Raw genomic sequence first — 23,645 nt, 5'->3', positions numbered from 1 at the left:
CGCTTTTTAACGAACATGTCTTCATATCCTTATGTGATGAAGGGCTACCTAAATAGATTTTGCATCACCATAAACGGAATCTTTATATGCAACCCTATTCTATCTATAGTGGATTGGTATAGCATATCCTCCAGATAAGAGTGTCTGGAATTGACCAGTACCAGCATATCTATATCCTTACGTACTATGTATTTTGTAATGGCCATGGTCTTGTCCTTTTCGGAAACGGTATCAAACATCAACTTGGCCTTAGAAAGACATCCCTTAAGAAATTGCTGATTGTCCTCTTGGCGAAGCGATAGCTTTTTAACCGGATTTATATATAACAGGTGTATGTTAGACCTGAAGGAACCGGTAATTTCACATAACAACTTAAGCTCCCTTCTTTTATAAGGAACCATGTAGTCCGTGGGAAACAGTACTTCCTTGGGTGCCTGGTACTCATATCCCTCCGGAATGGCAAGAACTGGACAATTGACATATTTGAGTACCTGCAACGTATTTGTACCAAAGTTGACTTTACGATCATTGGTCTCCCCTCGTGTCCCCATAACCACGATATCCATGTTTTCCCTGTTCACAAGGTCATTGACCTCGTCGGTTAAGGAACCGAAGGCGGAGACAGTCGTATAGCTATGCTTAGGGTTTGGAAAATGGGTCTTTATCTTTATGAGGATATTGTTTAAATGTATTTCGGAGTTCTTTAGGGTCGTTTCCTTCAATTTCTGCAAAAAACTTCGCTTTATTGAGGTCTCCTTTTCATATACTTCGTCCGCATAGGCATGTACGATGAAAATTTCGCTTCTTTCGTACTTAAAGACACTACAGGCATATTTAAGTGCATTGAATGCATTTTCCGAAAAATCCGTAGGAACCAAAATCTTTCTCATAATAACCGTTTGTTGACAAAATTAAATTTGCCAACATCCAAAAACCATGATTTTGGTCAGTTTGGAATACCCAAAAGCCCGTTATTCATGCAACACTAAAAACGGTATTTCCGTGTGATAGCTAATTTCCTCTATTCTTGGCTTGAATAAGATGCGTTGAAAAAAATTCAAGTTTTTGGCTACCATGGCTACAACATCGATATCCCTACTCTCCGAGAAGCACTGTACTGCGGTTTCTAACTTTGTGCCCGTAAGCGAGTGAAAGGTGTGTTCCACATCCTTTAAATAATCGTTTAGGAACTCCTTGTTTTTAAGTTGGTCCTCGTTCAATTGCTCCCCTTTCCTGGAGATATGAAGTATTCGCAAGACCGATCCATGCGTATTCACCATTCCGATTAGCGTATCCAATACCTTTAAATCATAGCCCAGATGATAATCTGTGGGAAAAGCAATTTCCTTGGGTATTACATAGGAGGCATTCTCGGGTACGGCAAGCAAGGGACATTTTACCTTGGTAATAACATCCCCTGTATTACTTCCAACGGTCACCTTTTTTAAGCCAGAAGCTCCTTTGGTTCCCATAATTATAAAGTCTATTTTTTTTTGCTCCACTTGTCTTTTAATGCTATCCACAAAAAAATCATACAACCCAATTGTTACAAAGGTGTGTACTTGATTGATAAAACGATTTTGAATGCGGTCCAACAGCATCTGTAGGTTCTTTTGGCTATCCTTTAATAAGGTATCCTCAATGAGTTTCGGGGATACACGAACAGAGCTAGCGGCCCCAGAATAAGGAGGTACGGGATTAATGTGCAAAAGGTAAAAGGTACATTTGGATTTTTTCAGTAATTCAAGGCCGTATACGATGGCATTCCATGAATTCTCGGAAAAATCAGTGGGCATTAAAACCTGTAACATGATTGGTCCGTTTTGTAGTTTACCGTAAAGCTAACTTAGCCAGACCAATCAAAAAATGATATAGATCATGAAGTCCGTTAAGACCGTGTCATTATGAGATGTGATAAAGTCTCTCCTTATCCAATATTCTAATATTTCTATCCTCTATGGCTATAAGACCCTCTTTTTTAAAATCGGAAAGTGTACGAATCAGGGTTTCCGTAGCCATACCGGCCACTCCGGCAAGGTCACTTCGTAAAATATGAATATTTCCCTTGTAATCCTTTTGAAGTTTTTCGTTGAACTTTAAAATAGTGTGAGCTGTCTTCTTTCGGACCGATCCGTAGGCCATTTGCAGCAATTGTTCCTTAATATCCAAAAGGTTTTCTGCCAAGAATCTAACCAGTTCCAAGGCGAGTTTATGGTTTTCCTCCAAGATTCGTTTTAACCGTTGTTTTGGGATGCGGGCTATCTTGGTGTCTTCAATGGCGGTGGCATATTCATGATAGGGAATATTGTCCGTAAAGCAGGTAAATCCAAAAAAGTCGTCTGGCTTGTGGATTCCAGTGATAAGTTCCTTCCCATGCTCATCCAATTTATGGGTCTTCACAATGCCCGAAATGACCAAAAAGACCCAGTTGGAATGGTTTCCTTCACTGTAGATTGCGTCACCGGTGGGGTGAAAAAACTCTTCACCTTCATCATAAATATAATTTTTAAGCCCGTTCAGATCGAGGATGCCTCCCTCGAACAAGTGACTATCAGTTTCATCTTTTCTTCCAGATTCGCTAAGAATGGCGACCTTTGCCAACCTACTTTCGATTGCCCCGATCAATTCGGCCTCTTCATAAGGTTTGGTCAAATAGTCATCGGCCCCCAATTCCATTCCTTGTCTTATATCCTTGCGTTCGGTCTTGGCAGAAAGGAAAATGAAGGGAATGGATTTTGTAGTATCGTCTTTGAACAAGGTCTGCAATACACCATAGCCGTCCAATTCCGGCATCATGATGTCACAAATGACAACATCCGGAAGGTGCTTTTTCGCCATGGTTACGCCCTTTTTCCCATTTGCAGCGGTAATTACCTCATAACTGGATAGTTCTAAAAGCTCTGCGGTATTTTCCCTCAGAATGGTGTCGTCTTCAATGAGGAGTACTTTCTTTGGCATTGTACACTTGTTTTTTTGAATTTCCCCTTGGCAAAAAATGCGTTATAGCGAGAAATCAGGAATCTTATTTTTTTGTTAGGGGAAGCTCAATGCTAAAGACACTTCCATGGTCCTCCTTACTCTTAAAGGAAATGTGGCCCCCAAGATTTTCCACATGAGCTTTTACGATATTGAGACCAATACCCGTACCCTGGGTCAACAACACGTTCTCCGCCCTAAAATATCTATCGAAAATGTGCTTCTGATCGCCTTGGGGAATACCTATGCCTTGATCTATTATATGAAAAGTAATCTTGTTTTTAGTCATGTCCACACGAAAATCAATTTCCGTATCCTCACGTGAATATTTAATGGCATTGTGCAAAAGATTGGTGAGGGCCAGTGCCACTATCCTTTCATCCTGGTTAATAATAATGTCATCTATGTTCTGGGGATAGTTTATTTTTTGACCGTCCTTAAGAATCATATTGGCATCGTAGATGACCTCGTTCACGACCTTGCTTAAGGAAAAATCCGCTAATCGGTATACCTCCTTTCCCTGCTCCAGACGTTCTATGGAGAGAAAATCCGTTAAAATGGCATTAAGCCTGCGGACTTCGGCGATTATGGTCTTCAAATGCTTTTCCCTTTTTTCCTGCTGATTTTCCGTATTGTACTTTCCCACCAAAGTGGCCGCAGTAAGAATACCACTTAGAGGCGTCTTGAATTCGTGGGATACCATGGAAAGAAATTTGGTTTTAAGGTCGTTCAATTCCCTTTCGCGCTGTAGGGCATCCTTTATTTTGTCCTCGGCCTCCTTTCTCCGTTTCACTTCCCTTTTGAGCTTGGCCACCGTATCGCGGAGTTCCTGTGTTCGCAACCTTATCTTTTTTTCCAGTTGCGTATTAAGCTCATAAATTTGGTTATCCTTTTCCTTAATTTTGGAAAGGTCCTCGATCAAGGTAAGCACATATCTATTGCCATATAATGAAAAAGGACTTAATCCTACCTGTAAGGGAATTTGACTTCCGTTTTTGTGCAATCCTGATAAATTCCTCCCCTTCATTTTACGTACCCCAATGTCTTCCGAATAAACACTTTCCGCTAATTTTTTGTGTTTTCCCCTTTGTGCGTTTGGAATAAGGATGGCCAATTTTTGACCCAAAAGCTCGTCTTTTGCATATCCAAAAAGTTCTTCGGAACGCTGGTTGGAAGCAACAATTTCCTGCTGATCGTTAACCACGAGAATACCTTGCAGAATAGATTCCGAAAGCAGTCTAAAAATGTTACTGTTTTTATCAAAGACCCGCATACTACAAAGTTAAATCTTTACCGATCGTTCAACCCTATAAAGTCTTTTAAATCGTATAACTTTTAACACATGTCCCAAAATATGTCTACACCGCAGAAACAGTGTCAAGACCAAATGTTCGTTCCTATTTTTCGAAATGCAAAAGTTCAACATAACTATATTGAAATGATATGACGAAAATCATTTTTGATACCTGAATTCCTGGTTAATTTAGATTTTCATTTTAACATGTTTAAATAGGATAAGACATGAGGATGGATTGGCAAAAACTTTACTGGGAAGCTGATAAATGGGTTTCCCATCTATCATTTTATGAGGATGAACTGCGGTTTCTGGAAAAGCTTTTAGATCGATATTTTGAAGATATGGTCCAACATCAGAACCTGGATGAAATTCGGGAAGAGGTCATTCGCTTGCAGGATTTGAAATATTCCTGCGCCAAACTTCTGGCCAATATGAGAAAACATAGATACCAATTGGCACTCGGCATCGATAAAAAGGATGCAAAACCTAATATGACCCAACAAGCACATGTAAGATTACAAAAAAGCTTTCAAGGTTTTACTTTGGGCTTTACTACTACAAAAAAGGAAATACAAAACATGACCAAGGAGCTAATGGAGAATTCCAAACAAATAGGCCTATAATAAAATCTTTGGGTTATACCTCTTTTTTCTTCCGCTCCTTATCCAACAAAAAAACCAGTAGACCTAAAAAGACTATATTTTTCATAATGTACTGCCCAAGCAGCGTAAGACCAAAAGGGGCTTGGGTAAAGGTTAGCTCCGGAAAAAATAGGAAAGGAGTAAAAGTAAGTATCATATGAACCAACGCCAGTAGTATGGCGAATCTATTCAATAAACCAAAAATCAAAAGAAGACCCAGACCCGTTTCCCATATGGCCAAGAGGATTAGGGATACTTTAGGTCTCAAAAGGCCCAAGGTAAGCTCATGGATAGTATCCATGGCAATGGTTTCGGCCGGACTCACTCCTGGAAAGAATTTTAACATCCCAAACCATAGATACAGAATGCCTATACAAGCCAATAACATACTGTTTTTGGACATCTTATCCTTAAAGGTCATTACCAATTCCCTCATAGCATTTATTTTATGGGCTAATCTATGCTTACACAAAGACGTAAAAGATGATAAATGTCATGTTTATTCGATTTATCTTAGGTTTGACAAGGTCGTTAATGTGGTTACTTCCTATGTATTGGAAGGATACCGGTTGAGATTCATACGGTACAGCTCAATAGCCTCTGTTTTTCCTTTCAAAACCAAATTACCAATTTTAGTAAACAAAAAAGTATCGTTTTGAGGCAATAGCTTTAATAGGTCATTTGAAATCAAAGCTTTGGCATTATACGTATTACATTCTTCCTGAATACGTGCCGTTGTATTCAATACGTCACCGGTGTAGATGATGTCCTTCTTAATAATTCCAATTTCCCCTACAGTAACCTCACCTATATGATAGCCTGCCTTAAAACCAGGGGCCATGCCAAAACGTTTTCTATAATATGCATCTCTTTTTTTGAACATGGAGTCTATTTTGCGAAAACACTCCAAGCAATTGTTATGGTACAGACCATTCTTTAAGGACCAGGACACCACAATTTCATCACCAACATATTGATAAATTTCCCCGAGCGTCTCCAAAATCGGATTTGTCATGTCCGCATAGTACATTTTCAGGAGAGTGAAATAGTCCACATGTCCCAACTTTTCGGCAATGGATGTTGAGGACTTCATATCAAGAAACATAAAAATCCGTGTCTCTGGCCTAGGTTGGTGATATTTGCCCAAGGAATAGTTATAAATGGCCCCATTGCCCAAGTAAGCGTTTACCTCCGAATAGAACAACGCCACGTCCAAAACGGCGACTACATAAACAATTACGCTCCAGAATGCAAAACTCCCAAGGAACTGGGATACATTCTCTAGGACTATGGGGTCATGCATAGGTATCCCAAGACGACGTGCGTTGGTAATCAATGCCAATAGAATCAAGAATAACGTAAGAAATAGCAGGTAGAACGCACTTTTGAAGAATATCTTTACCCAGAATCTATTCTTTGCAAAACGCTTTCTCAACCATGTGATTTCAATCCATCCTTGCACAAGGCCGCCTATAAAGCTTCCTATGCCGGTATAAATCAAGGCAGTTTTAAAATCATATTTTACCCCGGTACTTGGGTATACCGTAAGTTTACCTAAAATACCTTTTTCGAGAAGTACATAAATAAGGCCAAAAGATAACCATATAAGTCCAAAAGCCAGGGTTTGCCTAAGATATCGTTTATACTTTGGATGAAGCATGTGCTAAATGTAAAAAATAAAGATCAAGTACAGGGAAATAGGAATCAGCACCCTGACAAAAGTCATATTAATCGAATACTATCTTTTCTATTTTTAAACAATCCAAAAAACAATATCATGGGAAATTTTCGAAGCAGGCCAAAAGGTGACTATATACGGAATACAGATTGGCAGGAACTTTATGTACTGACAGAGCACTGGCAATCCGATTTACTTTTTTACAGGGACGATTTAAAATTTTTACATAAACTTTTGCAGCGGTACTTCATCTGGATCACCAAAGAGGAAAACCTTGGTGCAGTAAGGGACCTAGGACAAAGTATATTGGGTGATTCCAAAACCTGTAACGACCTTTTGGGTAAAATTAAGGAGCATCTTTCCCACTTGGCCAATATCATGGACGAACCATTTAAAAACGATGCCCAAGAGTTCAGAACCGAGCACGAGGAATTGGAAGACCATATTTCCCAGTTTGTAAAAGGCGTACGGGAAAACAGAAAAAAAGTATTTACATTAACCGAACATGTTCTGGATAGTGAACATTTAGAGCATTTGTTACAACGCTAATCTTTTGGTTACACTATGACAGGGCTAAGGCTGCCGGTCCCAAGACGGAATGGGTGCTGGGGGCATTATAGATCAATACCTTTATTTTGTTCCGGTAGGCATTAAAAAGATTATGTTCCATACTTGCGATCGTAGGATTCAATAGGATATCCCCGGCTTTGCTAAGTCCTCCGGAAAGGATTATGGCCTCAGGGTCCAAGTGGGCGGCTATGTCCGCCATCTTATTGCCCAATGTAAATCCAGTTCTTTCAAAAGCTTCCAAGGCTACGGGATCTCCTTCCAAGGCCGCGTCGGCTATCATAACACCGGTCATTTCATCAAAACTGACCCCTCGCAATGGTGAATCCTCGGTCATATCGGCCAGAAGTTCAAAAACAGTACGCTTTATTCCAGTAACTGAGGCATAGGTCTCCAAGCAGCCCTGTAGCCCACAGTTACAATGTCTGCCATTGGGATCCACATTTACATGACCCAGTTCCGCCGCCATGGCATGTGCTCCTAATAAAAGCTTGCCGTTTACGATAATACCGCTTCCAAGCCCTGTTCCCAAGGTAAGCGCCACAAAATTCTTCATCCCTTTGGCCGGACCAAATTGCAAATGGCCTAGAGCGGCCGCATTGGCGTCATTGGCAATGGTGACCGGTAATTCAAAGACTTTTTCCATTGACTTTGCCAAAGGAATCTTATCCCCCCATTTTAGGTTGGGCGGATATTCTATGTTTCCCGTAAGGGAATTGGCATTGGGGGCCCCTACTCCAATGGCGACAATTTCAGGTAATTCCTTGAATCCCGATTTTAGGTCATTTATTTCCCGTTCCAAGTTTTCCATAAAAACAGAAAAAGGTTCTTTGGCCCCAGTCCTAAACTGTTTGGAAGCCAAAATCTCACCTTCTTCCAAAACAAGGCCTACCTTGGTATAGGTACCACCGATATCTATACCCCAAACCGCCTTACTCTCCCCTTTTCCCATCACAGTATATGTTTACCACAAATCAAGGTAAATAAAAAATGAATCCGGCTGATATTTATCATTTCGGAAGAATTGTTTCTCAAATAATTTGGACGACCTATTCTCAAAAATAGGAAATGAACTCCAAGTACCAAGGCTTGGGCATAAAACTGAAATTGGAAGATTGCAGGCTTTTTTCATTAATTTCGCTGAACGCTAAACCACATAATTGTGACCACAATATTTAGTAATAAACAACATTGGACTCTATGACATATCAGGAAAGTACTCAGAACAAAATGTATCAAAACTTGGGCAAACTTTTCTATGCCGTTGCCATGGCGGACAAAAATGTAAGGCCTAAAGAAGTCGCTACATTAAGAGAAGCGGTACGTGAACAATGGTTGGATGTAGACGAAGCAGAGGATGAGTTTGGAACCGATGCCGCGTATCAAATTGAAATTGTATTTGATTGGTTGCACAACGAGGAGTCAGATGGTGATTCTTACTTCAAGGAGTTCAAATATTTCTTTAAGGAACACCGTTCCTTATTTACAAAAAGAATATCTGAACAGATCTATAAAACAGCTAGGGCCATTGCTGTTTCCTTTGCAGGAACCAATAAGTCCGAACTGGTTCTCCTTACCAAATTGAAAATGTTGTTGGAACAGGAATAAAATCTAAAATTTTAATTTTAGATTTTAAAGGTCATTACCGGCAAATTGGCACGATTCGCCAAATCCTCCCCAATACTTCCCTGAAAAAAATGTGAAAGACCCCTTCTACCATGGGTAGGAATGGCAATCAAATCCGCATCAAGTTCATCCGCATAATTATATAGACCCTCCTCCGTACTATAATCGTTTCTATGGGTAATCTGTATATGGCCAGGAACATCCCCATGATGTGCCACCCGTAAAAAGGCATCTCGTTCTTGCTCTATTTCTTGCGTACTCTTAAAATGGGCATGGGGTAAGTTAATGTATACCAGATATAACTTGGAACTCCAGGGTCTAAACATTTGTTGGGCCCTATGATAGGCCGGTACACTCTCTATCTTAAAATCGCAGGCAAAAACAACCTTGTCCATTTTTAGACTAGAAATTCGTTCCTTGATAACAAGAACAGGAACTTCGGAAGTTCGTACTACCTTTTCCGTGTTGGAACCCACAAAAAACTTCCCCAAACCCCCTGTTCCATGTGATCCCATTACAATTAAATCCACATTTTGTTCAAGGGCTACCTTATTCAATTCTTCAAAAATTCTGTAGTTCTGAACCATCTCGTTCACTTTGATAGCTTTGAGATAATCCTTATCCAAGAATTCGGCAAATCTTTTTTTGGTAAGCATCATATAAAACTTGGCCTCCATAAATTCCTGGGCCTCGTTCTTGGTAAGGATAGCCTCTGATAGCCCAAGCATGTGAAGAACTAGGATACTCGCCCCGGAATCCTTAGCCAAAGTAGCGGCAACCTCCAAGGCATGAGCGGAACATTCCGAAAAATCTATGGGTACCAGAATCTTGTTCATCTACGTCCAGTATCAAAAATGTGGTGCATATTTCCTAATGTTTTTGAAAAGTGGATTTCCTTTTGCTCAATTGTCTTTCCAATTCCTTAATAGTGGAAGCAGCTGCCTTTTCAAAGTCATCTTCATTGGATTTTGCAAAAATCCTCGGGCCTGGGGCACTAAGTTCCATTTCACAAATCTTTCCTTTACCGGTAGGGTCTTTTTCTTGTTTAAATTGGACTTGAGCCCTAATAATCCAGTCATATTTTCGGGCAAGTACATTTAACTTCTTGGAAACAAGCGCCTCCATGGCCTCACTAGTAGGCATTTGGATAAATTGAACATCAATAGTCATTACAAATTAAATTTATGGTTACCCTAAAACTATAGCTATGGCCCGATTTAAATCATGATAAAAATCAGTATTTCAAATCCAGTTCATCCAAACTGGTGGCAACTAGACTATACGATGACCAAAAATGATTATGAACTTCCATTGTATTCTTATTATACACTTTCGGCGCATTTCCCTTGTACAAGAAGAATCTTTTTTGGAACCAATGGACGGATATTAAAAGACCGGGGTACGGTAAGCATCCCGGTCTTTATTGCAGTATCGTAAGTGTTCATGGACGCAGGTAGCAATACCGTACATACTTCCATCGCTGAAACGTACATGCCATTTACAAAACCTTGGAACACTCCCGATTCCTGCTTTTCTCTTAAAACTTGTATAATATTTCAAAACTAATACAGCGGAAGTGCAATTGAAATGACTTTGGTCAGTTCATCAAAAAATATTTTGATTTCCCCAAGTTTTTTCAAAGGGCTAAAAGCTGGTCTAATATGGCCTTATCGCGAATTTTCATCCCTAAGCCGGAAATACTTGTGGACCAAGGTAAGACAATGACAAAAATCATTTATCCCTACTATTTTGGAATCTATTTTTATGTTTCCCATTAGAAAATTCAATTGCATCCTAGTATGCCTCTGATGGTAATATCAAAAAAGAACCGTTATGCCAAGACCCGGAACGAAAAAGGAGCTTTTGGAATTGAGCAAGGCCAACTACAAGAGCCTATTGAATTTTATTAGATACATGCCTAGAGAAGAACTGGAAAACGAATTTCCCCCGGAATATTTAAACAGAAATATTCGGGATGTACTGGCTCACCTTCATCATTGGCATTTGATGATGCTGGAATGGTATAAAGTGGGGATGTCCGGTAAAGTGCCCGATATGCCCAGCAAGGGCTATAGTTGGAAGACTGTGCCAGAACTCAACCGGAAAATACAGCATACCTATAGCAACGTAGATCTACGAGTAATACAAGATTGCTTGGAGGAATCCTTCGAAAATTTGCAGGAAATCATGGCGACACATACGGAAGAGGAGCTTTTTGAAAAGAAATACTATCCTTGGACAGGCTCTACATCTTTGGGTTCTTACCTTATTTCAGCTACTTCCAGTCACTACGATTGGGCTTTGAAGCTTATCAAAAAATGCAGAAGGCAGTTGGTTAAGTAATAAAAAACGATCAAAGTAGTTCTGGAATCTTTCAACCAACTATCCGGGTTCCTCCACTAGGCCTTACCTCAAAAACCTCCAAATCTATGGCAAAGGCATCTTTGTAGGCTTTGGCGGCGGCAGTCGTAAAATCATCAATAGCCGTTTCATGGACTAGGTTAAGGGTACACCCCCCAAATCCACCGCCGGTTTGCCGGGCTCCAAGAACGGCATCATAGTCTTTGGAGAAATTGACCAAAAAATCGGATTCGGGACAACTTACCTCGTACAACTTGCTTATTCCATCATGGGCTTCATAAAGCAAATCCCCTACTTCCTCTAATTTGCTGGACTTCAAGGCTTGGGTCATGGCAAGAACCCTTCTGTTTTCTTCTACAATAAAGGAGCATCGATTAAAAATTGTCTGGCCCATTTCATTTTTGTGAGGTCTCAACATGTCCAAGGTCACATCGCGTAAGGAGTTTACCTGGGGGTGCTTTTTCCTTATAACGTCCACTCCTTTTTGACATTCCTGCTTTCGTGTATTGTATTCGCTCGAAGCTAGATTATGGGAAACCTTGGTATTGAGCAGTATGATTTTATACGGTCGGATGTCCATGGGAACATAATCATACTCCAAAGACTTGCAATCCAAAAGGATTACGTGCCCTTCCTTGCTCATAACCGACGCAAATTGATCCATAATTCCGCATTGGGTGCCCACATAAGTGTGCTCCGCAATTTGGGATAGTTTTACCATACTCATTTTGGAAAGCCCCAAACCAAACAATTCGTTTAACCCATAGGCCAGTCCACACTCCAAGGCGGCAGAGGAACTTAGGCCGGATCCTGTGGGAAGATTACTTTCTACAGTACAATCAAAACCTTTGACCCTATCGGTCAGCTTCGAAATTTCATTGAGAACTCCTAGAATATAGTTCTCCCACTCCACTTCGCTTTTGGAAATCATGTTCAGGTCAAGGGTAAAACCGGTATCATAGGTAAGACTATAAAGGTTGCATGTACTGACCGAATTGTTCCTTTGGAACCTAAATGTAATTTGATTCTCTATCGCTGTCGGTAATACATAGCCCAGATTGTAATCCGTATGTTCCCCGATAAGATTGATTCTTCCCGGCGACTTCACAGTCAATTCTGGGGTAAAATCCTCAATAAACTCCATAGCTCTCGGCTTGATCAATTGTCGTTTCCCCGTAACATATCCACCGTGGCGACCGTTCTAAAACCCAAATGCTCCAGTGAAGAGTCCAAACTGGTAGCCATTCGGGAAGATATCCGATAGCTGGCACAGTACGATTCATTGCACAAGAAAGAACCGCCTTTCATTACTTTTTCCCTGGCATAGGGATCTCTCGCATTATGGGCAGTCTCTGCTCCCCTTGGATTCCTCAGGATCGTACTCTTGGAACTGACCTTATCATAATAATCGGTGTTATACCAATCGCTGGTCCACTCCCAAACGTTGCCTGCAATATCATAGAGATTAAAATCATTTGGGGGATAGGATTTCACCACGGCCCGTAGCTCAAAACCGTCCTTTAGAGTGTTGTTCACCGGAAATTCTCCCTCCCATGTATTTGCCATTTGGGAAAGTACAGCGAGATCATCGCCCCAAAAATAAATTGTGCTTTCCTTGTTGCCCCTCGCCGCCCGCTCCCATTCGGCCTCGGTGGGCAATCGCCTTCCAGCCCACTCACAGTAGGCCACGGCATCCTCATAGGCCACTTGTACCACCGGATAGTTATCTTTGCCCTTAATGGAGCTTCCCGGCCCGTTGGGGTGCTTCCAATTAGCGCCTATGGTCCATTGCCACCACTGGGAAAAATCATATAGATTGGGTACCGAACTTTTGGCTTTTTTAAAAGTTAGGGATCCCGGTTGCATTATGCTATCATGAGGTTTCGGCGTACCTTCGGGTAACTGTTTTTTCATTTCCTCCCAATCAATTTCGCGTTCGGCTACCGTTACATACCCCGTCTCCATTACAAATTCGCGAAATTCCCTATTCGTCACCTCCGTAATATCCATAAAGAATCCATCCACTGCTACCCTATGAGCTGGTTTTTCATGGCCCATGGCCATTTTATCCTGCGGAACGGCCCCCTGGGAAAAAATGCCTCCGGGAATCCAAACCATTCCTTCCGGGGTTTTAAGGTCATCAGGTTTCTTGACCAGAATGTTTGCGGTATCCGCAACAAGCTCAGATTTTTCCGCAATGTTTGGAGATGAAGTTGTTTCGGGCATTTTCTTGTTCTCCTCCTTGCATTGGGTTAAGCAGAAAATCAGCGATAGTAAAAAAAGTGATTTTGGAACGAATTTCATTACAGTAAAAATTAAGGAGCAATAAAGGTAAAGCTATTTTTGGGTCAGTAATCCATTCTTAACTATAGGTATCCTAAAATGTTCCAATTCTGGGGATTCCCGTTCCCGTGCAAATATTTCCGCGGCTTTCCTCAACACTTCTGGATGTATATCCGCCACATTTTTGGTTTCAGTCGGATCTTTATTTAAATCATACAATTCCAAGGTAGCATCATCGCCATTAAGCAGATTGCGGCGTACTATTTTCCAATGGTCCATCCGAATAGCGATCTGTCCCCCATAACTAGGAAATTCCCAATATAGGAATTCGTGTGGTTCTTGTTCCCCTTGGCCCAACAAAGTAGGTAACATACTTATTCCATCCGTGTCTTGTGGTTTTTCATAACCTGACACTTCGGCAAGGGTGGCCACCATGTCATAGTGTGCGGAGATATGGTCGCTTCTACTACCTGCTTTTATTTTTTCGGGCCAAACGGCAATCATAGGTATTCTAATTCCTCCTTCATATAAAAAGCCCTTTCCCCTACCATAAGTTCCCTCAAAAGGTTTGGCACTATCAAAATGTTCCGGGTCCGCACCTCCTGCATAACTAGGACCATTGTCGGAAGTGAATACTATAAGTGTATTGTCATAAATACCCGCGTCCTTAAGTTGTTGCACCAATTTTCCGATGTTTTCATCCAAGTAAGAAACCATGGCCGCATAGGCCGCATGCGGATTTTTGTGTGAAAAGTAACGGTTTTCCCCTCCGGAAAGATAGGGTTCCTCATCCCCGAATTTTTTAATGTAGTAATCCACCCAACGTTGCGGGGCCTGTAACGCCACATGTGGTATTGGGGATGCCCAATATAAAAAGAAAGGTTTGTCTTTATTGTGGTCAACAAATTGGGTAAGCTCCTTAAACATAAGATCCGGCGCATAGTCCGTTAAGGTAAAATCCGCATAACTGGCTATGTCCTGGGGATCGGCACCTTCCGGAAAAGGGGTGTTCGGAGCAATGGTATCGTTGGCCAAATGTACCCGTGCAGTGTTCTTGTATAAATGTAAGGGATAATAGGTATGTGCCTGACGTTGACAATTATAACCGTAAAAAAAATCGAATCCCATTTTGTTGGGAATGGATGCGGTATGGGGAGCACCAAGACCCCATTTGCCAACCATACCCGTGGCATATCCGGCTTGTTTTAGGCGATGAGCCAGGGTGATGGTATTTTCCGGCATGGGTCCCTGACCTTCTAAAGTAGAATCCTTTGCCATGGCCACATAATTCCAAACATCTCCTCTTTCCCCCCATTCGGAATTGCTCCGAATATAGGCATGCCCGGCATGTTTTCCCGTCATTAACATATATCGCGCCGGGGCGCACACCGGAGCACTTGTATAATGCTGGGTAAACAACATACCTTCTTGAGCGAGGGCATCGATATTGGGAGTTTCTATTTTCTCCTGTCCATAGGCGCCGATTTCCGCATAACCCAAATCGTCCGCCAAAATGTAAATGATGTTGGGCTGCCGGGTATTGGAAACTTCTTCTCTACCAATTGGCCTTTCCTTACAGGCCAAAAAGAGTGTCCCTGCCAAAAGCAGGGACATAAAACTATATGTTTTCACTATTCTCCTTCGCTTCATACCGCTACATTACTACAGTCTTTCCAGGAGTTGGTATTTCATACCATCCGTCTGCGTTGGGTTTTACAGGTGCCGGAGAATCCCACGATAGGTTCTCAGGAACCAAAACCAAGTTGGAGGCCATGGCCTCGTCCCATTTTACCACTTTTCCGGAGTAGGTTGCCATTCTTCCCAAGATAGCGGTCATAGTACTTTTTGCTCCATTTTCGCCATCCGCTATTACATCACCGTTTCGTATGGACTCAAAGAGTTTTACGTGCTCTACTTCGTACGGATTAGGGTCATCCTTGCCCCTATGTTCAAAGATGGTACTTCCATCCCATCCTTTGATGCTTGTATTGTCCCCTTCCGTAGAGACTGTTCCTTTGGTCCCTTGGAAAAATTCGGAAACCCTACTCATCGTCTCGGGTTGATGGCGACACTGGCTGGCAATAACCGCTCCACTGGGATACGTAAATTCCACAAAGTGGTGGTCATAAATCTCACCGTGATCTTTTCCTGTACGTACCTGTCTTCCTCCCATACCTTGTGCAGAAATCGGGTACTCCCCAATAAACCAATTCGCTACATCTATGTTGTGTATATGCTGTTCTAATATATGATCACCACATAACCAGTTGAAATAGTACCAATTTCGCATTTGGTATTCCAATTCAGTTTGTTCCGGTTTTCTCTCCCTAACCCAAACACCGCCGCTGTTCCAATACACTTGACCGGACACGATCTTGCCAATGGCATCCTTTTTCAACTGATCTATTGCGGCCAGATAGTTGTCCTGATAATGACGTTGTAATCCGACCACCACGTTCAATTTGTTCTCCTTGGCTTTTTTTGCGGACGCCAAGACTTTGCGAACACCGGGAACATCAGTCGCAACCGGCTTTTCCATAAATACGTGCTTTCCATTGTCAATGGCATAGGCAAAATGTTCCGGACGAAAACCAGGAGGTGTCGCCAAAATAACCACATCAGCCAGATCTATTGCCTTTTTGGCCCCATCGAATCCAACAAATTTGTGCTTTTCGTTAACATTGAGCTTTTTCTTGTTCTCACCCAGTGCCTTTGCAATGTTTGTAAAGCTATTTTGTAAACGATCTTCGAATGCATCGGCCATGGCCACCAATTCCACATTGTCATCAGCATTTAAGGCCTGTACGGCAGCACCCGTTCCTCGTCCACCACAACCTACCAAAGCAATTTTGAGCTTCTTGTCATTGAGGACGTTTACCATAGCATTCATTTGAAGATTGGGCAATATCATGGCGCCTCCAGTGAACAGAGCGCTTTTCTTTACAAAGTCTCTACGAGACTTTTTTTCCTGATCGGCAGAATTGTGATTCTTTCCTAAGTTTTTCATTATATCTGAATTTATTTTATGCTATTTTTTGGGATAGGCAGTTAAGATAAAACTTTATTAGGAAATCGGCAATGATCTGCATGCCGCTTAACGCAAAAAATCCTTTTCGTTAAAAAAGAAGTGGAGTACCTTCTACTTAGCTGTCCATCCACCATCTACGGTAAGCATGGATCCTACTACATAACTGCCGGCATCACTGGCCAAGAAAAGTGCCGCTCCCTGAATTTCCCGAAGTTCTCCCCAGCGTGCCAAAGCCGTGGCCCCAACAATAAAGTTTTTAGCTTCGGCCGTTTCCGCAATGGGAATGTTCATTTCCGTCAAAAACGGCCCGGGACAAATGGCGTTTACCGTAATATTGAATGGTGCTAGTTCCAGACCCAAGGCCCGGGTCATTTGCACCACGGCACCCTTACTGGTAGCATAGGGTGTACGGTTGGCCAAACCGACCAAGCCGAGTGTACTGGCCATGTTGATGATACGTCCACTGCCTTGTTTTTTCATCTGTGGGGTAACCGCTCTTGAAGCATTCCATGTACCATCAACATTCACTTTCATTACCTGTTCGAACTCATCCGGGCTAAGCTCATCTATGGCACCACGAATGTTGATTCCGGCACTGTTTATCAAAATATCCAATCGCCCAAAATCGTCGACAATGGAGGCCACTATATTTTCCACAGCGGCCAAATCGGTAACATTGGCAGCAAAAGCCTTGGCTTTGACACCGTAATCCTTGGTCAATTGTTCGGCTGCCGTCTCTCCTTCTTCCAAATTTCGGTTCAACAGGCAAATATCGGCCCCGGCCGAGGCCAGACCGGCGGCCATGGCATAGCCCAATCCTTTGGAGCCACCTGTAACCAAGGCGCATTTTCCAGTGAGATCAAATTGTTTTATTCCAGGTAAAGTTGTTTTGGTCATGTATTTCAATTTTTATTTGAATCCTAAATTTTGTTTGGCATACACAAGGCAGGTACGGTTGTTTTCCACCTCAAGTGAAAGCTGTTCATCCGTAGGCCTGTTTGATATCAGAGGTAACCGTCCCTTTGTCTTCATTGTTCTTATCTTGTGCAAGTAGAGCGCGAGTTCAGGGGCGGATATTTGATCAAAGGTAGCCCAATATTTTTCGGTTAGGCAAGGTATTTTTAAAGGGTCTCTGGTAATCATTTCCAGATTGAAACGGATATCAGGACGGTGTTTTTTGATTGTCTTAATCATGGCATCGATATCCAGGCTGCCGGTTCCAAGATTAACCTCCGATAACAAAAATCCATCCTTATATTCCTCCACGGCCATATCCTTTAGATGAACAGAAAAAGCATAGGGCGCTAGCGCTTCCACTACTTCCATTGGGTCTTCCAAAAGCGATATGTTGTTTCCGGTATCCAGGGTAACCCCTACCCATTCACTACCGATCATCTTTAATATAGCTACCATTTCATTGATACGCCAATCTTTGTGGTTTTCTACTGCAAGCATCACTTTATGCCTGCGCATTATGGGTTCTGCTAATTGTATGGAATTAATGGCAGTTTTCTTAAAGGTCTGAAAGGCTTGCATAGTCTCAAAATTCTCATAACGCCTTCCCGATAAACAAGCCGTTCTAAAAACATCGATACCTGTCTTCTTGGCTGTTTGTACTTCATGGTCAAATCGACCAATATCTTCTACATTTTTGGGCAGCCTAATTTGAGCCTCCAAAAAAATGTCCAGTTCTTCTTTTCGTTTTTTGACTTTCTTTGAAAAATCGGAGTCCCACCCGCCAACACCAACCTGCATTCCCCCAAAACCCAGGGAGCTACAATGTTCTATCATTTCCAGGGCATTGGTAAACGGAGGATAGGAATCGCTTTTCATCTTTCGATACCGTCTCATCATATAGGATGCGTCCGCAACCCCAAATCGTGTCTCCGCCACCACTGTCGAAAAGTTTGGCAGTATGGGCAAACTCATCGCCATGGTACCTGCTACCGAGCTTTTAACAAATTTTCTTCGTTTCATGTTACAATGTTGATTCTACGGATATCATTTTCGATTCCATTAAGCCTTTTTCGAAGAAGAGAGCTTATAGCGAAACCGATGAACGCCAAGCCTAAAGGTAAACGAAAGCAATAAAATGACAATAAAGTTGATAAACAAAAAGCATCAGGTCAAGGTTGGCGGCTTATGACCCATCGTATTGGGGTAAATATTTTAACCGACTTAGACCATATCCCAAGGTTTGCGCGCCTTCCTTCCCATAAGCTTTGTAGCCTCCGGGGCATCAATGATTTCTTCCTTTTCACTGTCCCACTTAAATTTCAGTCCAGTTTTAAATGCAATGTTTCCCAAATGACAGGCATTGGAACCTTTATGTCCAATCTCGATATCGGCCACTGGTCTTTTTCTGGAACGTACACAATCAATAAAATCCTTGGTATGTTCCGGCGTGGAATCGCCCACTGACATTTCCTGTCTTTCAATTTTATCGCCTTCCGGATATATCTCAAATCCAATACGATCGGCTAACAGTGTTCCGTTACTACCGTAAAAGGCAAGCCCATTGGGCCTATCGGTATCGCCTTTGGCATTATAATATTTCCTTCCTGGGATTCGTCCACCCGCTCCATGTGCATTATTTCTCAATGATTCATAGCTTACCACAAATCCAGGATATTCATAGGTAACCTGTAACACATCCGGAATATCACCGCCATCTTCAATAATATCATAGAGATTTCCTGTTGCAGAAATGGTCAAAGGAGCATCTTCTTCCATAACCTGGTGCATACTATCCAGACGATGTGCTGCATAATCTGTAATTATGCCCCCGCAATAGTCTGAAAACCATCTATAGGTCCCTACAAATCTATTCTTGTTGAAAGGCACATAAGGAGCCGGACCTAAATAGAAATCCCAATCGACACCTTCCGGAGGTTTTGAATCAGCTACCTTTCCCAGACCGCTAGGATAAGTGTTTTGGCAATTCCATACACGGACATAGCGTACTACGCCTAACTTACCGCTTTGGACAATTTCCCGAATAACTTCCCAATGCGGGGCAGAGCGATGTTGCGTGCCGGTCTGAACTATGTTATTGGCCGTTTTGGATGCCTTAAGAATAGCCTGACCTTCACGAATATTGTGGCCCAGAGGTTTTTCTAGATAAATGTCAAGTCCGGCCTGACAAGCCATTATTGCAGGAATCGCATGCCAATGATCAGGAGTCGCTATGAGCACCGCGTCCAACCCTTTTTGATCTAATAAATGACGGAAATCCATGTAGGCGTTATCCTTGCTTTCAGTCCATTCTTTGGCACGATCAAGATGTTTGGGGTACAAATCGCATATGGCGGAAAATTGCATATTGTTCATTTCTTTCATGGCCTTGCCTACAAAAGTTCCCCTTCCGCCACAACCTATGAGCCCTACCTGAACGCGATCATTGGCCCCAAGAATTCTTTTATAGGAAGAAGTGGTCGCAGGTAAAATTGAGGGTACGGACATTGCGGCAGATGCCACCGCCGTTTTTTGTATAAAGATTCTGCGTTTCATACTTTTCTTATGTTGGAGTTAGCTATTGGGATTCTATATTTCCTTGGGTTCAAGACAATTGCCAAATAAACAATCTATAAGAAAGCGTGCGAACATTTCCTAAGACATCACAACAAGCTTTAGCCGTACCAAGCTAAGCTATACTGCTAGACTCGAATACCACATATAGCCTAAATCGTTGCGCAAATAACCCATCAGGGTTTAATTGTACCAAACTTCTGTATCTCGCCATTTCAAAATCTACCAACCCTAAAATTCCGCAGTTGTTCAACTCAGTAAGGAGCAACAAATTGATGGGACACTTTGTTTATCCTTGAAACATATACCTAGGCAGCACATCATTAACCCTTGCGATGTCAATTACCTACCCATTGTGAGATACAACGCTATAAAGCTAAAAATAACAAAAGATTATCATATTATTAAAAAAGCCATTAAAAGAACAACAAGATGACAAATAAATAACCATTCCATTTTGTTAACTGTAGTAAAGATGATACCTTATTCCGAAATTTTTAAAAATCCAAAGGGCCTTTAAAATAAATAAAGTCAAACTTGAAACATGGGGAATACAAACAACAAAAAATTACGAAGTGAGGGTTGGTTCAATCCAGATGATGAGAAATCGGCTTTTATACATCGGTCCTGGCTCCGCAATCAGGGGTATCCGAACGATTATTTTGAAGGGCGTCCCGTTATCGGTATTTGTAATACATGGTCTGAACTTACACCGTGCAATGGACATCTTCGCGAGTTTGCCGAGTTCGTGAAACGTGGAGTACTGGAAGCCGGGGGTGTGCCATTTGAATTCCCTGTGACCAGCCTAGGCGAAATACTGATGCGACCTACGGCGATGCTTTTTAGAAATCTGGCCAGTATGGATACTGAGGAAAGTATTCGGGCCAATCCGCTCGATGGTGTTGTGCTATTGACCGGATGCGACAAGACCACTCCCTCTACCGTTATGGGCGCCTGTAGTGTAGATCTCCCAACCATAGTGGTACCAGGCGGGCCAATGCTCAATGGCAAGTACAAGGGGGAACGTATAGGTTCCGGCACCTTTGTCTGGCAACTAAAGGATAAAATCAAAAACGAGGGCTTTACAAAAGAAGATCAAATTGAAGCCGAAATATGTTCAGCGCGAAGTGCTGGGCATTGTATGACCATGGGAACAGCCTCCACCATGGCCTGTATGGTAGAATCTCTTGGACTTACCCTTCCCGGTGCCGCAGCTATCCCCGCGGTGGATTCCAGAAAAAAGGTAATGGCCCAACTTTCGGGAAGACGTATTGTTGAAATGGTAAGGGAAGACCTTAAACTATCAAAAATACTCACCAAGGAAGCTTTTGAAAATGCCATAAAAATTAATGCGGCCATAGGCGGGTCGACTAATTTCATTATCCACTTATCAGCCATTGCCGGGCGAATCGGTATAAAACTTAATTTAAAGGAATTCGACACCTTGGGAAGTAAAATTCCGTTATTGGTCAATCTGATGCCTTCCGGTAAATACCTCATGGAAGATTTCTTTGACGCCGGTGGCCTTCCTGTGGTCATAAAGGAAATGAAGAATCAGCTGCATAAAAATGTGATTACCGCAAATGGAAAGTCCCTAATAGATAATAATGTCACGGCAGAATGCTACAATCGCGAGGTCATTGCCACCTTGGACAAACCCTTTATGGAAGAGGCCGGCATTGCCGTTTTATACGGAAATCTGTGTGAAGACGGTGCCGTTATCAAGCCGTCCGCGGCAACTCCGGAACTAATGACCCATAGGGGCAAGGCGGTGGTCTTTGAGACAATAGAAGACTTCCATGCTTCGGTGGATGATCCGGAATTGGATATTGATGAAAACAGCGTAATGGTCTTAAAAGGCGTAGGACCGGTAGGATATCCGGGAATGCCCGAGGTCGGGAATATGGATATCCCGGAAAAACTGCTAAAGAAGGGAATTAAGGATATGGTGCGTATCTCTGATGGTAGAATGAGTGGTACCGCTTTCGGTACGGTGGTGCTCCACGTATCACCAGAGTCTTCTGTCGGGGGACTTTTAGCTCTTGTAAAAACCGGGGACCCCATTGTTTTGGACGTGCCCAACCGTAAACTTCATTTGGAGGTGGACGAAGCCGAAATCCAAAGACGAAAGGCAGCTTGGACCCCACCTGAACCGCCAATGAATAGAGGCTATGCCAATCTGTATACCAGAACCGTTCAACAGGCGCACCTTGGGGCCGATCTTGATTTTTTGGTAGGAAAATCAGGGGGACAGGTTAGTAGGGACGCACATTAAAAAAACCAACCATGATCAATATTATTCTTTTAGTATTCAGTGTTCTCATCATAATTCTACTTACCGTAAAGTGGAAAGTACATCCATTCCTTTCCCTGCTTGCAGCGGCCCTCTTTTTTGCCCTCTTTTCGGGCATGACATTGGACGATATCGTTAAACTGGTGAATGACGGTTTTGGAATTACATTGGGAAAAATCGGTATAGTCATTATTCTCGGTGTCATTATCGGAGCTTTTTTGGAGCATTCTGGAGGTGCCTATAAATTGGCCGAAGTGGTTCTGCGCATTATCGGAAAAAAACGGGTTCACGAGGCCATGGGTATTGTGGGTTTTATTGTATCCATTCCGGTATTTGCCGATAGTGGGTTCATAATCCTTAACCCCTTGAACAAAAGCTTGACCAAAAGGGCGGGGCTCTCCATTGTCGGTACGGCTACGGCCCTGATTTTGGGTTTGATGATTACACACGTATTGGTTCCGCCTACTCCCGGCCCTATAGCGGCAGCAGGGATTATAGGTGCCGATGTGGGATTGGTAATGTTGATAGGATTGGTCATTGGGTTATTGTCCTTGATTATCGCCGTGATTTACTGCAAGAAAATGGGCGCTAAAACATATATAGACCCCAATCCGGATGTTACGGAAGGGGTTATTCAAGAGCGGATGAAACAGGCTCCGGGAGCTTTCAAGTCTTTCTTGCCCATATTGATTCCTATATTACTTATTGTAGGGAAATCAATATTGGAGTTCAACATGGTCGAAGGAGAGGAAGTATCCGGTCTGTTCAAGTTTATTTCATTTATTGGTTCTCCGATAATAGCACTGATGATCGGAATGCTATTCGCCTTCCTCTTACCAAAAAAATGGGACAATGAAATGTTGGCCACAACGGGGTGGGTAGGTAAGGCGCTTTCAGACGCCTCAAATATTATTCTAATTACCGGGGCCGGTGGCATTTTTGGAACAATATTGCAGAATAGTGGCATTGCCGATACTTTGGCGGATTCATTGTCCGGGGCAAATTTGGGTATTTGGTTGCCATTTTTGTTGTGTGCGGCCATTAAGAGCGCACAAGGTTCGTCCACCGTTGCGCTGATTACCACGGCTTCCATTGTGGCTCCTTTACTGGCCACCATGGGTTTTACTACGGAAATCGACAAGGCATTGGTAGTTTCGGCCATAGGTGCCGGTGCCATGGTGGTTTCGCATGCCAATGATAGTGGATTTTGGATCCTCACCCAGTTTTCGGGTATCGATGTTAAAACCGGATATCGTGTATATACCTTGGGGACATTGGTTGTAGGAACCAGTGCAGCATTTATGGTCTTTCTGGCCAGTTTTCTTTTCTAAATCATGGCCAGAGCTAGTATAAAAAAGGGTTGATGG

Annotated in this window: 22 protein-coding genes; 6 read left to right on the top strand and 16 right to left on the bottom strand. The window is 42.4% G+C overall.

Features of this window, described 5'->3' with window-relative positions:
• Positions 1 to 44: 44 nt before the first annotated feature.
• The 4 genes from Q0993_RS18440 to Q0993_RS18425 all read right to left on the bottom strand — a co-directional run bounded on the left by Q0993_RS18440 (position 45) and on the right by Q0993_RS18425 (position 4,249).
• The gene (locus Q0993_RS18440) at positions 45 to 890 is read right to left on the bottom strand and encodes a universal stress protein (RefSeq protein WP_299535907.1); all 846 of its coding nucleotides are present in this window, start codon (positions 888 to 890) and stop codon (positions 45 to 47) included.
• 81 nt (positions 891 to 971) lie between these two features.
• The gene (locus Q0993_RS18435) at positions 972 to 1,811 is read right to left on the bottom strand and encodes a universal stress protein (protein WP_299535904.1); all 840 of its coding nucleotides are present in this window, start codon (positions 1,809 to 1,811) and stop codon (positions 972 to 974) included.
• 91 nt (positions 1,812 to 1,902) lie between these two features.
• Positions 1,903 to 2,958 carry a response regulator gene (locus Q0993_RS18430; protein WP_299535902.1) on the bottom strand — a complete coding sequence of 352 codons (1,056 nt, stop codon included), beginning with the start codon at positions 2,956 to 2,958 and terminating at the stop codon, positions 1,903 to 1,905.
• A 64-nt stretch (positions 2,959 to 3,022) separates the two neighbouring features.
• Positions 3,023 to 4,249, bottom strand: a complete 1,227-nt coding sequence (locus Q0993_RS18425; RefSeq protein WP_299535899.1) for a PAS domain-containing sensor histidine kinase — start codon at positions 4,247 to 4,249, stop codon at positions 3,023 to 3,025.
• 248 nt (positions 4,250 to 4,497) lie between these two features.
• On the opposite strand from Q0993_RS18425, the gene Q0993_RS18420 reads away from it, so the two are divergent.
• A complete protein-coding gene (locus tag Q0993_RS18420) occupies positions 4,498 to 4,896 on the top strand; it encodes a hypothetical protein (protein ID WP_299535898.1) in 399 nt (132 codons plus the stop codon).
• Positions 4,897 to 4,909: 13 nt separating this feature from the next.
• Here the strand turns inward: Q0993_RS18420 and Q0993_RS18415 are convergent, their stop codons facing one another.
• Positions 4,910 to 5,350, bottom strand: a complete 441-nt coding sequence (locus Q0993_RS18415) for a DoxX family membrane protein (RefSeq protein ID WP_299535895.1) — start codon at positions 5,348 to 5,350, stop codon at positions 4,910 to 4,912.
• 111 nt (positions 5,351 to 5,461) lie between these two features.
• A complete protein-coding gene (locus Q0993_RS18410) occupies positions 5,462 to 6,574 on the bottom strand; it encodes an adenylate/guanylate cyclase domain-containing protein (RefSeq protein WP_299535892.1) in 1,113 nt (370 codons plus the stop codon).
• 117 nt (positions 6,575 to 6,691) lie between these two features.
• Between Q0993_RS18410 and Q0993_RS18405 the strand changes: the two genes are divergently transcribed.
• Positions 6,692 to 7,141 (top strand): hypothetical protein, encoded by a 450-nt coding sequence (locus tag Q0993_RS18405; protein ID WP_299535889.1) that lies wholly within the window; start codon positions 6,692 to 6,694, stop codon positions 7,139 to 7,141.
• 13 nt (positions 7,142 to 7,154) lie between these two features.
• Here the strand turns inward: Q0993_RS18405 and Q0993_RS18400 are convergent, their stop codons facing one another.
• Complete coding sequence (locus Q0993_RS18400; protein WP_299535887.1) at positions 7,155 to 8,111, bottom strand: ROK family protein; 957 nt, start codon at positions 8,109 to 8,111, stop codon at positions 7,155 to 7,157.
• A gap of 248 nt (positions 8,112 to 8,359) precedes the next feature.
• On the opposite strand from Q0993_RS18400, the gene Q0993_RS18395 reads away from it, so the two are divergent.
• Positions 8,360 to 8,767, top strand: coding sequence for a hypothetical protein (locus Q0993_RS18395; protein ID WP_299535885.1), 408 nt, complete (start codon positions 8,360 to 8,362; stop codon positions 8,765 to 8,767).
• Between the two features lie 17 nt (positions 8,768 to 8,784).
• Here Q0993_RS18395 and Q0993_RS18390 read toward each other — a convergent pair whose 3' ends face one another.
• Together Q0993_RS18390 and raiA are read right to left on the bottom strand one after the other, a co-directional pair.
• Positions 8,785 to 9,621, bottom strand: coding sequence for a universal stress protein (locus Q0993_RS18390; RefSeq protein ID WP_299535883.1), 837 nt, complete (start codon positions 9,619 to 9,621; stop codon positions 8,785 to 8,787).
• Between the two features lie 34 nt (positions 9,622 to 9,655).
• A complete protein-coding gene (gene raiA / locus Q0993_RS18385) occupies positions 9,656 to 9,955 on the bottom strand; it encodes a ribosome-associated translation inhibitor RaiA (RefSeq protein WP_299535881.1) in 300 nt (99 codons plus the stop codon).
• A gap of 663 nt (positions 9,956 to 10,618) precedes the next feature.
• Here raiA and Q0993_RS18380 point away from each other — a divergent pair.
• On the top strand, positions 10,619 to 11,128 hold the full coding sequence (locus Q0993_RS18380; RefSeq protein ID WP_299535879.1) for a ClbS/DfsB family four-helix bundle protein: 510 nt from the start codon (positions 10,619 to 10,621) through the stop codon (positions 11,126 to 11,128).
• Between the two features lie 31 nt (positions 11,129 to 11,159).
• Here the strand turns inward: Q0993_RS18380 and galK are convergent, their stop codons facing one another.
• The 7 genes from galK to Q0993_RS18345 form a co-directional block, all read right to left on the bottom strand.
• A complete protein-coding gene (gene galK, locus Q0993_RS18375; RefSeq protein ID WP_299535877.1) occupies positions 11,160 to 12,290 on the bottom strand; it encodes a galactokinase in 1,131 nt (376 codons plus the stop codon).
• Positions 12,291 to 12,304: 14 nt separating this feature from the next.
• Positions 12,305 to 13,450: a formylglycine-generating enzyme family protein gene (locus Q0993_RS18370; RefSeq protein WP_299535876.1), complete on the bottom strand. Its 1,146-nt coding sequence runs from the start codon at positions 13,448 to 13,450 to the stop codon at positions 12,305 to 12,307.
• Between the two features lie 33 nt (positions 13,451 to 13,483).
• Positions 13,484 to 15,079, bottom strand: a complete 1,596-nt coding sequence (locus Q0993_RS18365; RefSeq protein ID WP_299535874.1) for an arylsulfatase — start codon at positions 15,077 to 15,079, stop codon at positions 13,484 to 13,486.
• Positions 15,080 to 15,083: 4 nt separating this feature from the next.
• Entirely contained in the window at positions 15,084 to 16,436 is a 1,353-nt protein-coding gene (locus Q0993_RS18360) for a Gfo/Idh/MocA family oxidoreductase (protein ID WP_299535872.1), read from the bottom strand.
• 132 nt (positions 16,437 to 16,568) lie between these two features.
• Positions 16,569 to 17,354 carry an SDR family NAD(P)-dependent oxidoreductase gene (locus Q0993_RS18355; RefSeq protein WP_299535870.1) on the bottom strand — a complete coding sequence of 262 codons (786 nt, stop codon included), beginning with the start codon at positions 17,352 to 17,354 and terminating at the stop codon, positions 16,569 to 16,571.
• 12 nt (positions 17,355 to 17,366) lie between these two features.
• Positions 17,367 to 18,434, bottom strand: coding sequence for a TIM barrel protein (locus Q0993_RS18350; protein WP_299535868.1), 1,068 nt, complete (start codon positions 18,432 to 18,434; stop codon positions 17,367 to 17,369).
• A 201-nt stretch (positions 18,435 to 18,635) separates the two neighbouring features.
• Positions 18,636 to 19,967 (bottom strand): Gfo/Idh/MocA family oxidoreductase, encoded by a 1,332-nt coding sequence (locus Q0993_RS18345; protein ID WP_299535866.1) that lies wholly within the window; start codon positions 19,965 to 19,967, stop codon positions 18,636 to 18,638.
• A 562-nt stretch (positions 19,968 to 20,529) separates the two neighbouring features.
• On the opposite strand from Q0993_RS18345, the gene Q0993_RS18340 reads away from it, so the two are divergent.
• Positions 20,530 to 22,260, top strand: coding sequence for an IlvD/Edd family dehydratase (locus Q0993_RS18340; protein ID WP_299535864.1), 1,731 nt, complete (start codon positions 20,530 to 20,532; stop codon positions 22,258 to 22,260).
• A gap of 11 nt (positions 22,261 to 22,271) precedes the next feature.
• Positions 22,272 to 23,609 (top strand): GntP family permease, encoded by a 1,338-nt coding sequence (locus Q0993_RS18335; protein ID WP_299535861.1) that lies wholly within the window; start codon positions 22,272 to 22,274, stop codon positions 23,607 to 23,609.
• Positions 23,610 to 23,645 lie beyond the last annotated feature (36 nt).

The organism is Ulvibacterium sp., from assembly GCF_028285715.1.
In the GTDB taxonomy this organism is placed as follows: domain Bacteria; phylum Bacteroidota; class Bacteroidia; order Flavobacteriales; family Flavobacteriaceae; genus Ulvibacterium.
The sequence above is the reverse complement of the archived record's forward strand: the minus strand, read 5'-3'. Positions and strand labels throughout refer to the sequence as shown.

Coding starts and splice junctions, on each gene's coding strand:
- Q0993_RS18350 (WP_299535868.1), bottom strand. CDS start 18,434: ATGAAACGAAGAAAATTTGTTAAAAGCTCGGTAGCAGGTACCATGGCG.
- raiA (WP_299535881.1), bottom strand. CDS start 9,955: ATGACTATTGATGTTCAATTTATCCAAATGCCTACTAGTGAGGCCATG.
- Q0993_RS18395 (WP_299535885.1), top strand. CDS start 8,360: ATGACATATCAGGAAAGTACTCAGAACAAAATGTATCAAAACTTGGGC.
- Q0993_RS18390 (WP_299535883.1), bottom strand. CDS start 9,621: ATGAACAAGATTCTGGTACCCATAGATTTTTCGGAATGTTCCGCTCAT.
- Q0993_RS18345 (WP_299535866.1), bottom strand. CDS start 19,967: ATGAAACGCAGAATCTTTATACAAAAAACGGCGGTGGCATCTGCCGCA.
- Q0993_RS18415 (WP_299535895.1), bottom strand. CDS start 5,350: ATGAGGGAATTGGTAATGACCTTTAAGGATAAGATGTCCAAAAACAGT.
- Q0993_RS18380 (WP_299535879.1), top strand. CDS start 10,619: ATGCCAAGACCCGGAACGAAAAAGGAGCTTTTGGAATTGAGCAAGGCC.
- Q0993_RS18360 (WP_299535872.1), bottom strand. CDS start 16,436: ATGAAAAACTTAGGAAAGAATCACAATTCTGCCGATCAGGAAAAAAAG.
- Q0993_RS18435 (WP_299535904.1), bottom strand. CDS start 1,811: ATGTTACAGGTTTTAATGCCCACTGATTTTTCCGAGAATTCATGGAAT.
- Q0993_RS18340 (WP_299535864.1), top strand. CDS start 20,530: ATGGGGAATACAAACAACAAAAAATTACGAAGTGAGGGTTGGTTCAAT.
- Q0993_RS18430 (WP_299535902.1), bottom strand. CDS start 2,958: ATGCCAAAGAAAGTACTCCTCATTGAAGACGACACCATTCTGAGGGAA.
- galK (WP_299535877.1), bottom strand. CDS start 12,290: ATGGAGTTTATTGAGGATTTTACCCCAGAATTGACTGTGAAGTCGCCG.
- Q0993_RS18335 (WP_299535861.1), top strand. CDS start 22,272: ATGATCAATATTATTCTTTTAGTATTCAGTGTTCTCATCATAATTCTA.
- Q0993_RS18400 (WP_299535887.1), bottom strand. CDS start 8,111: ATGGGAAAAGGGGAGAGTAAGGCGGTTTGGGGTATAGATATCGGTGGT.
- Q0993_RS18405 (WP_299535889.1), top strand. CDS start 6,692: ATGGGAAATTTTCGAAGCAGGCCAAAAGGTGACTATATACGGAATACA.
- Q0993_RS18425 (WP_299535899.1), bottom strand. CDS start 4,249: ATGCGGGTCTTTGATAAAAACAGTAACATTTTTAGACTGCTTTCGGAA.
- Q0993_RS18420 (WP_299535898.1), top strand. CDS start 4,498: ATGAGGATGGATTGGCAAAAACTTTACTGGGAAGCTGATAAATGGGTT.
- Q0993_RS18440 (WP_299535907.1), bottom strand. CDS start 890: ATGAGAAAGATTTTGGTTCCTACGGATTTTTCGGAAAATGCATTCAAT.
- Q0993_RS18355 (WP_299535870.1), bottom strand. CDS start 17,354: ATGACCAAAACAACTTTACCTGGAATAAAACAATTTGATCTCACTGGA.
- Q0993_RS18410 (WP_299535892.1), bottom strand. CDS start 6,574: ATGCTTCATCCAAAGTATAAACGATATCTTAGGCAAACCCTGGCTTTT.
- Q0993_RS18370 (WP_299535876.1), bottom strand. CDS start 13,450: ATGAAATTCGTTCCAAAATCACTTTTTTTACTATCGCTGATTTTCTGC.
- Q0993_RS18365 (WP_299535874.1), bottom strand. CDS start 15,079: ATGAAGCGAAGGAGAATAGTGAAAACATATAGTTTTATGTCCCTGCTT.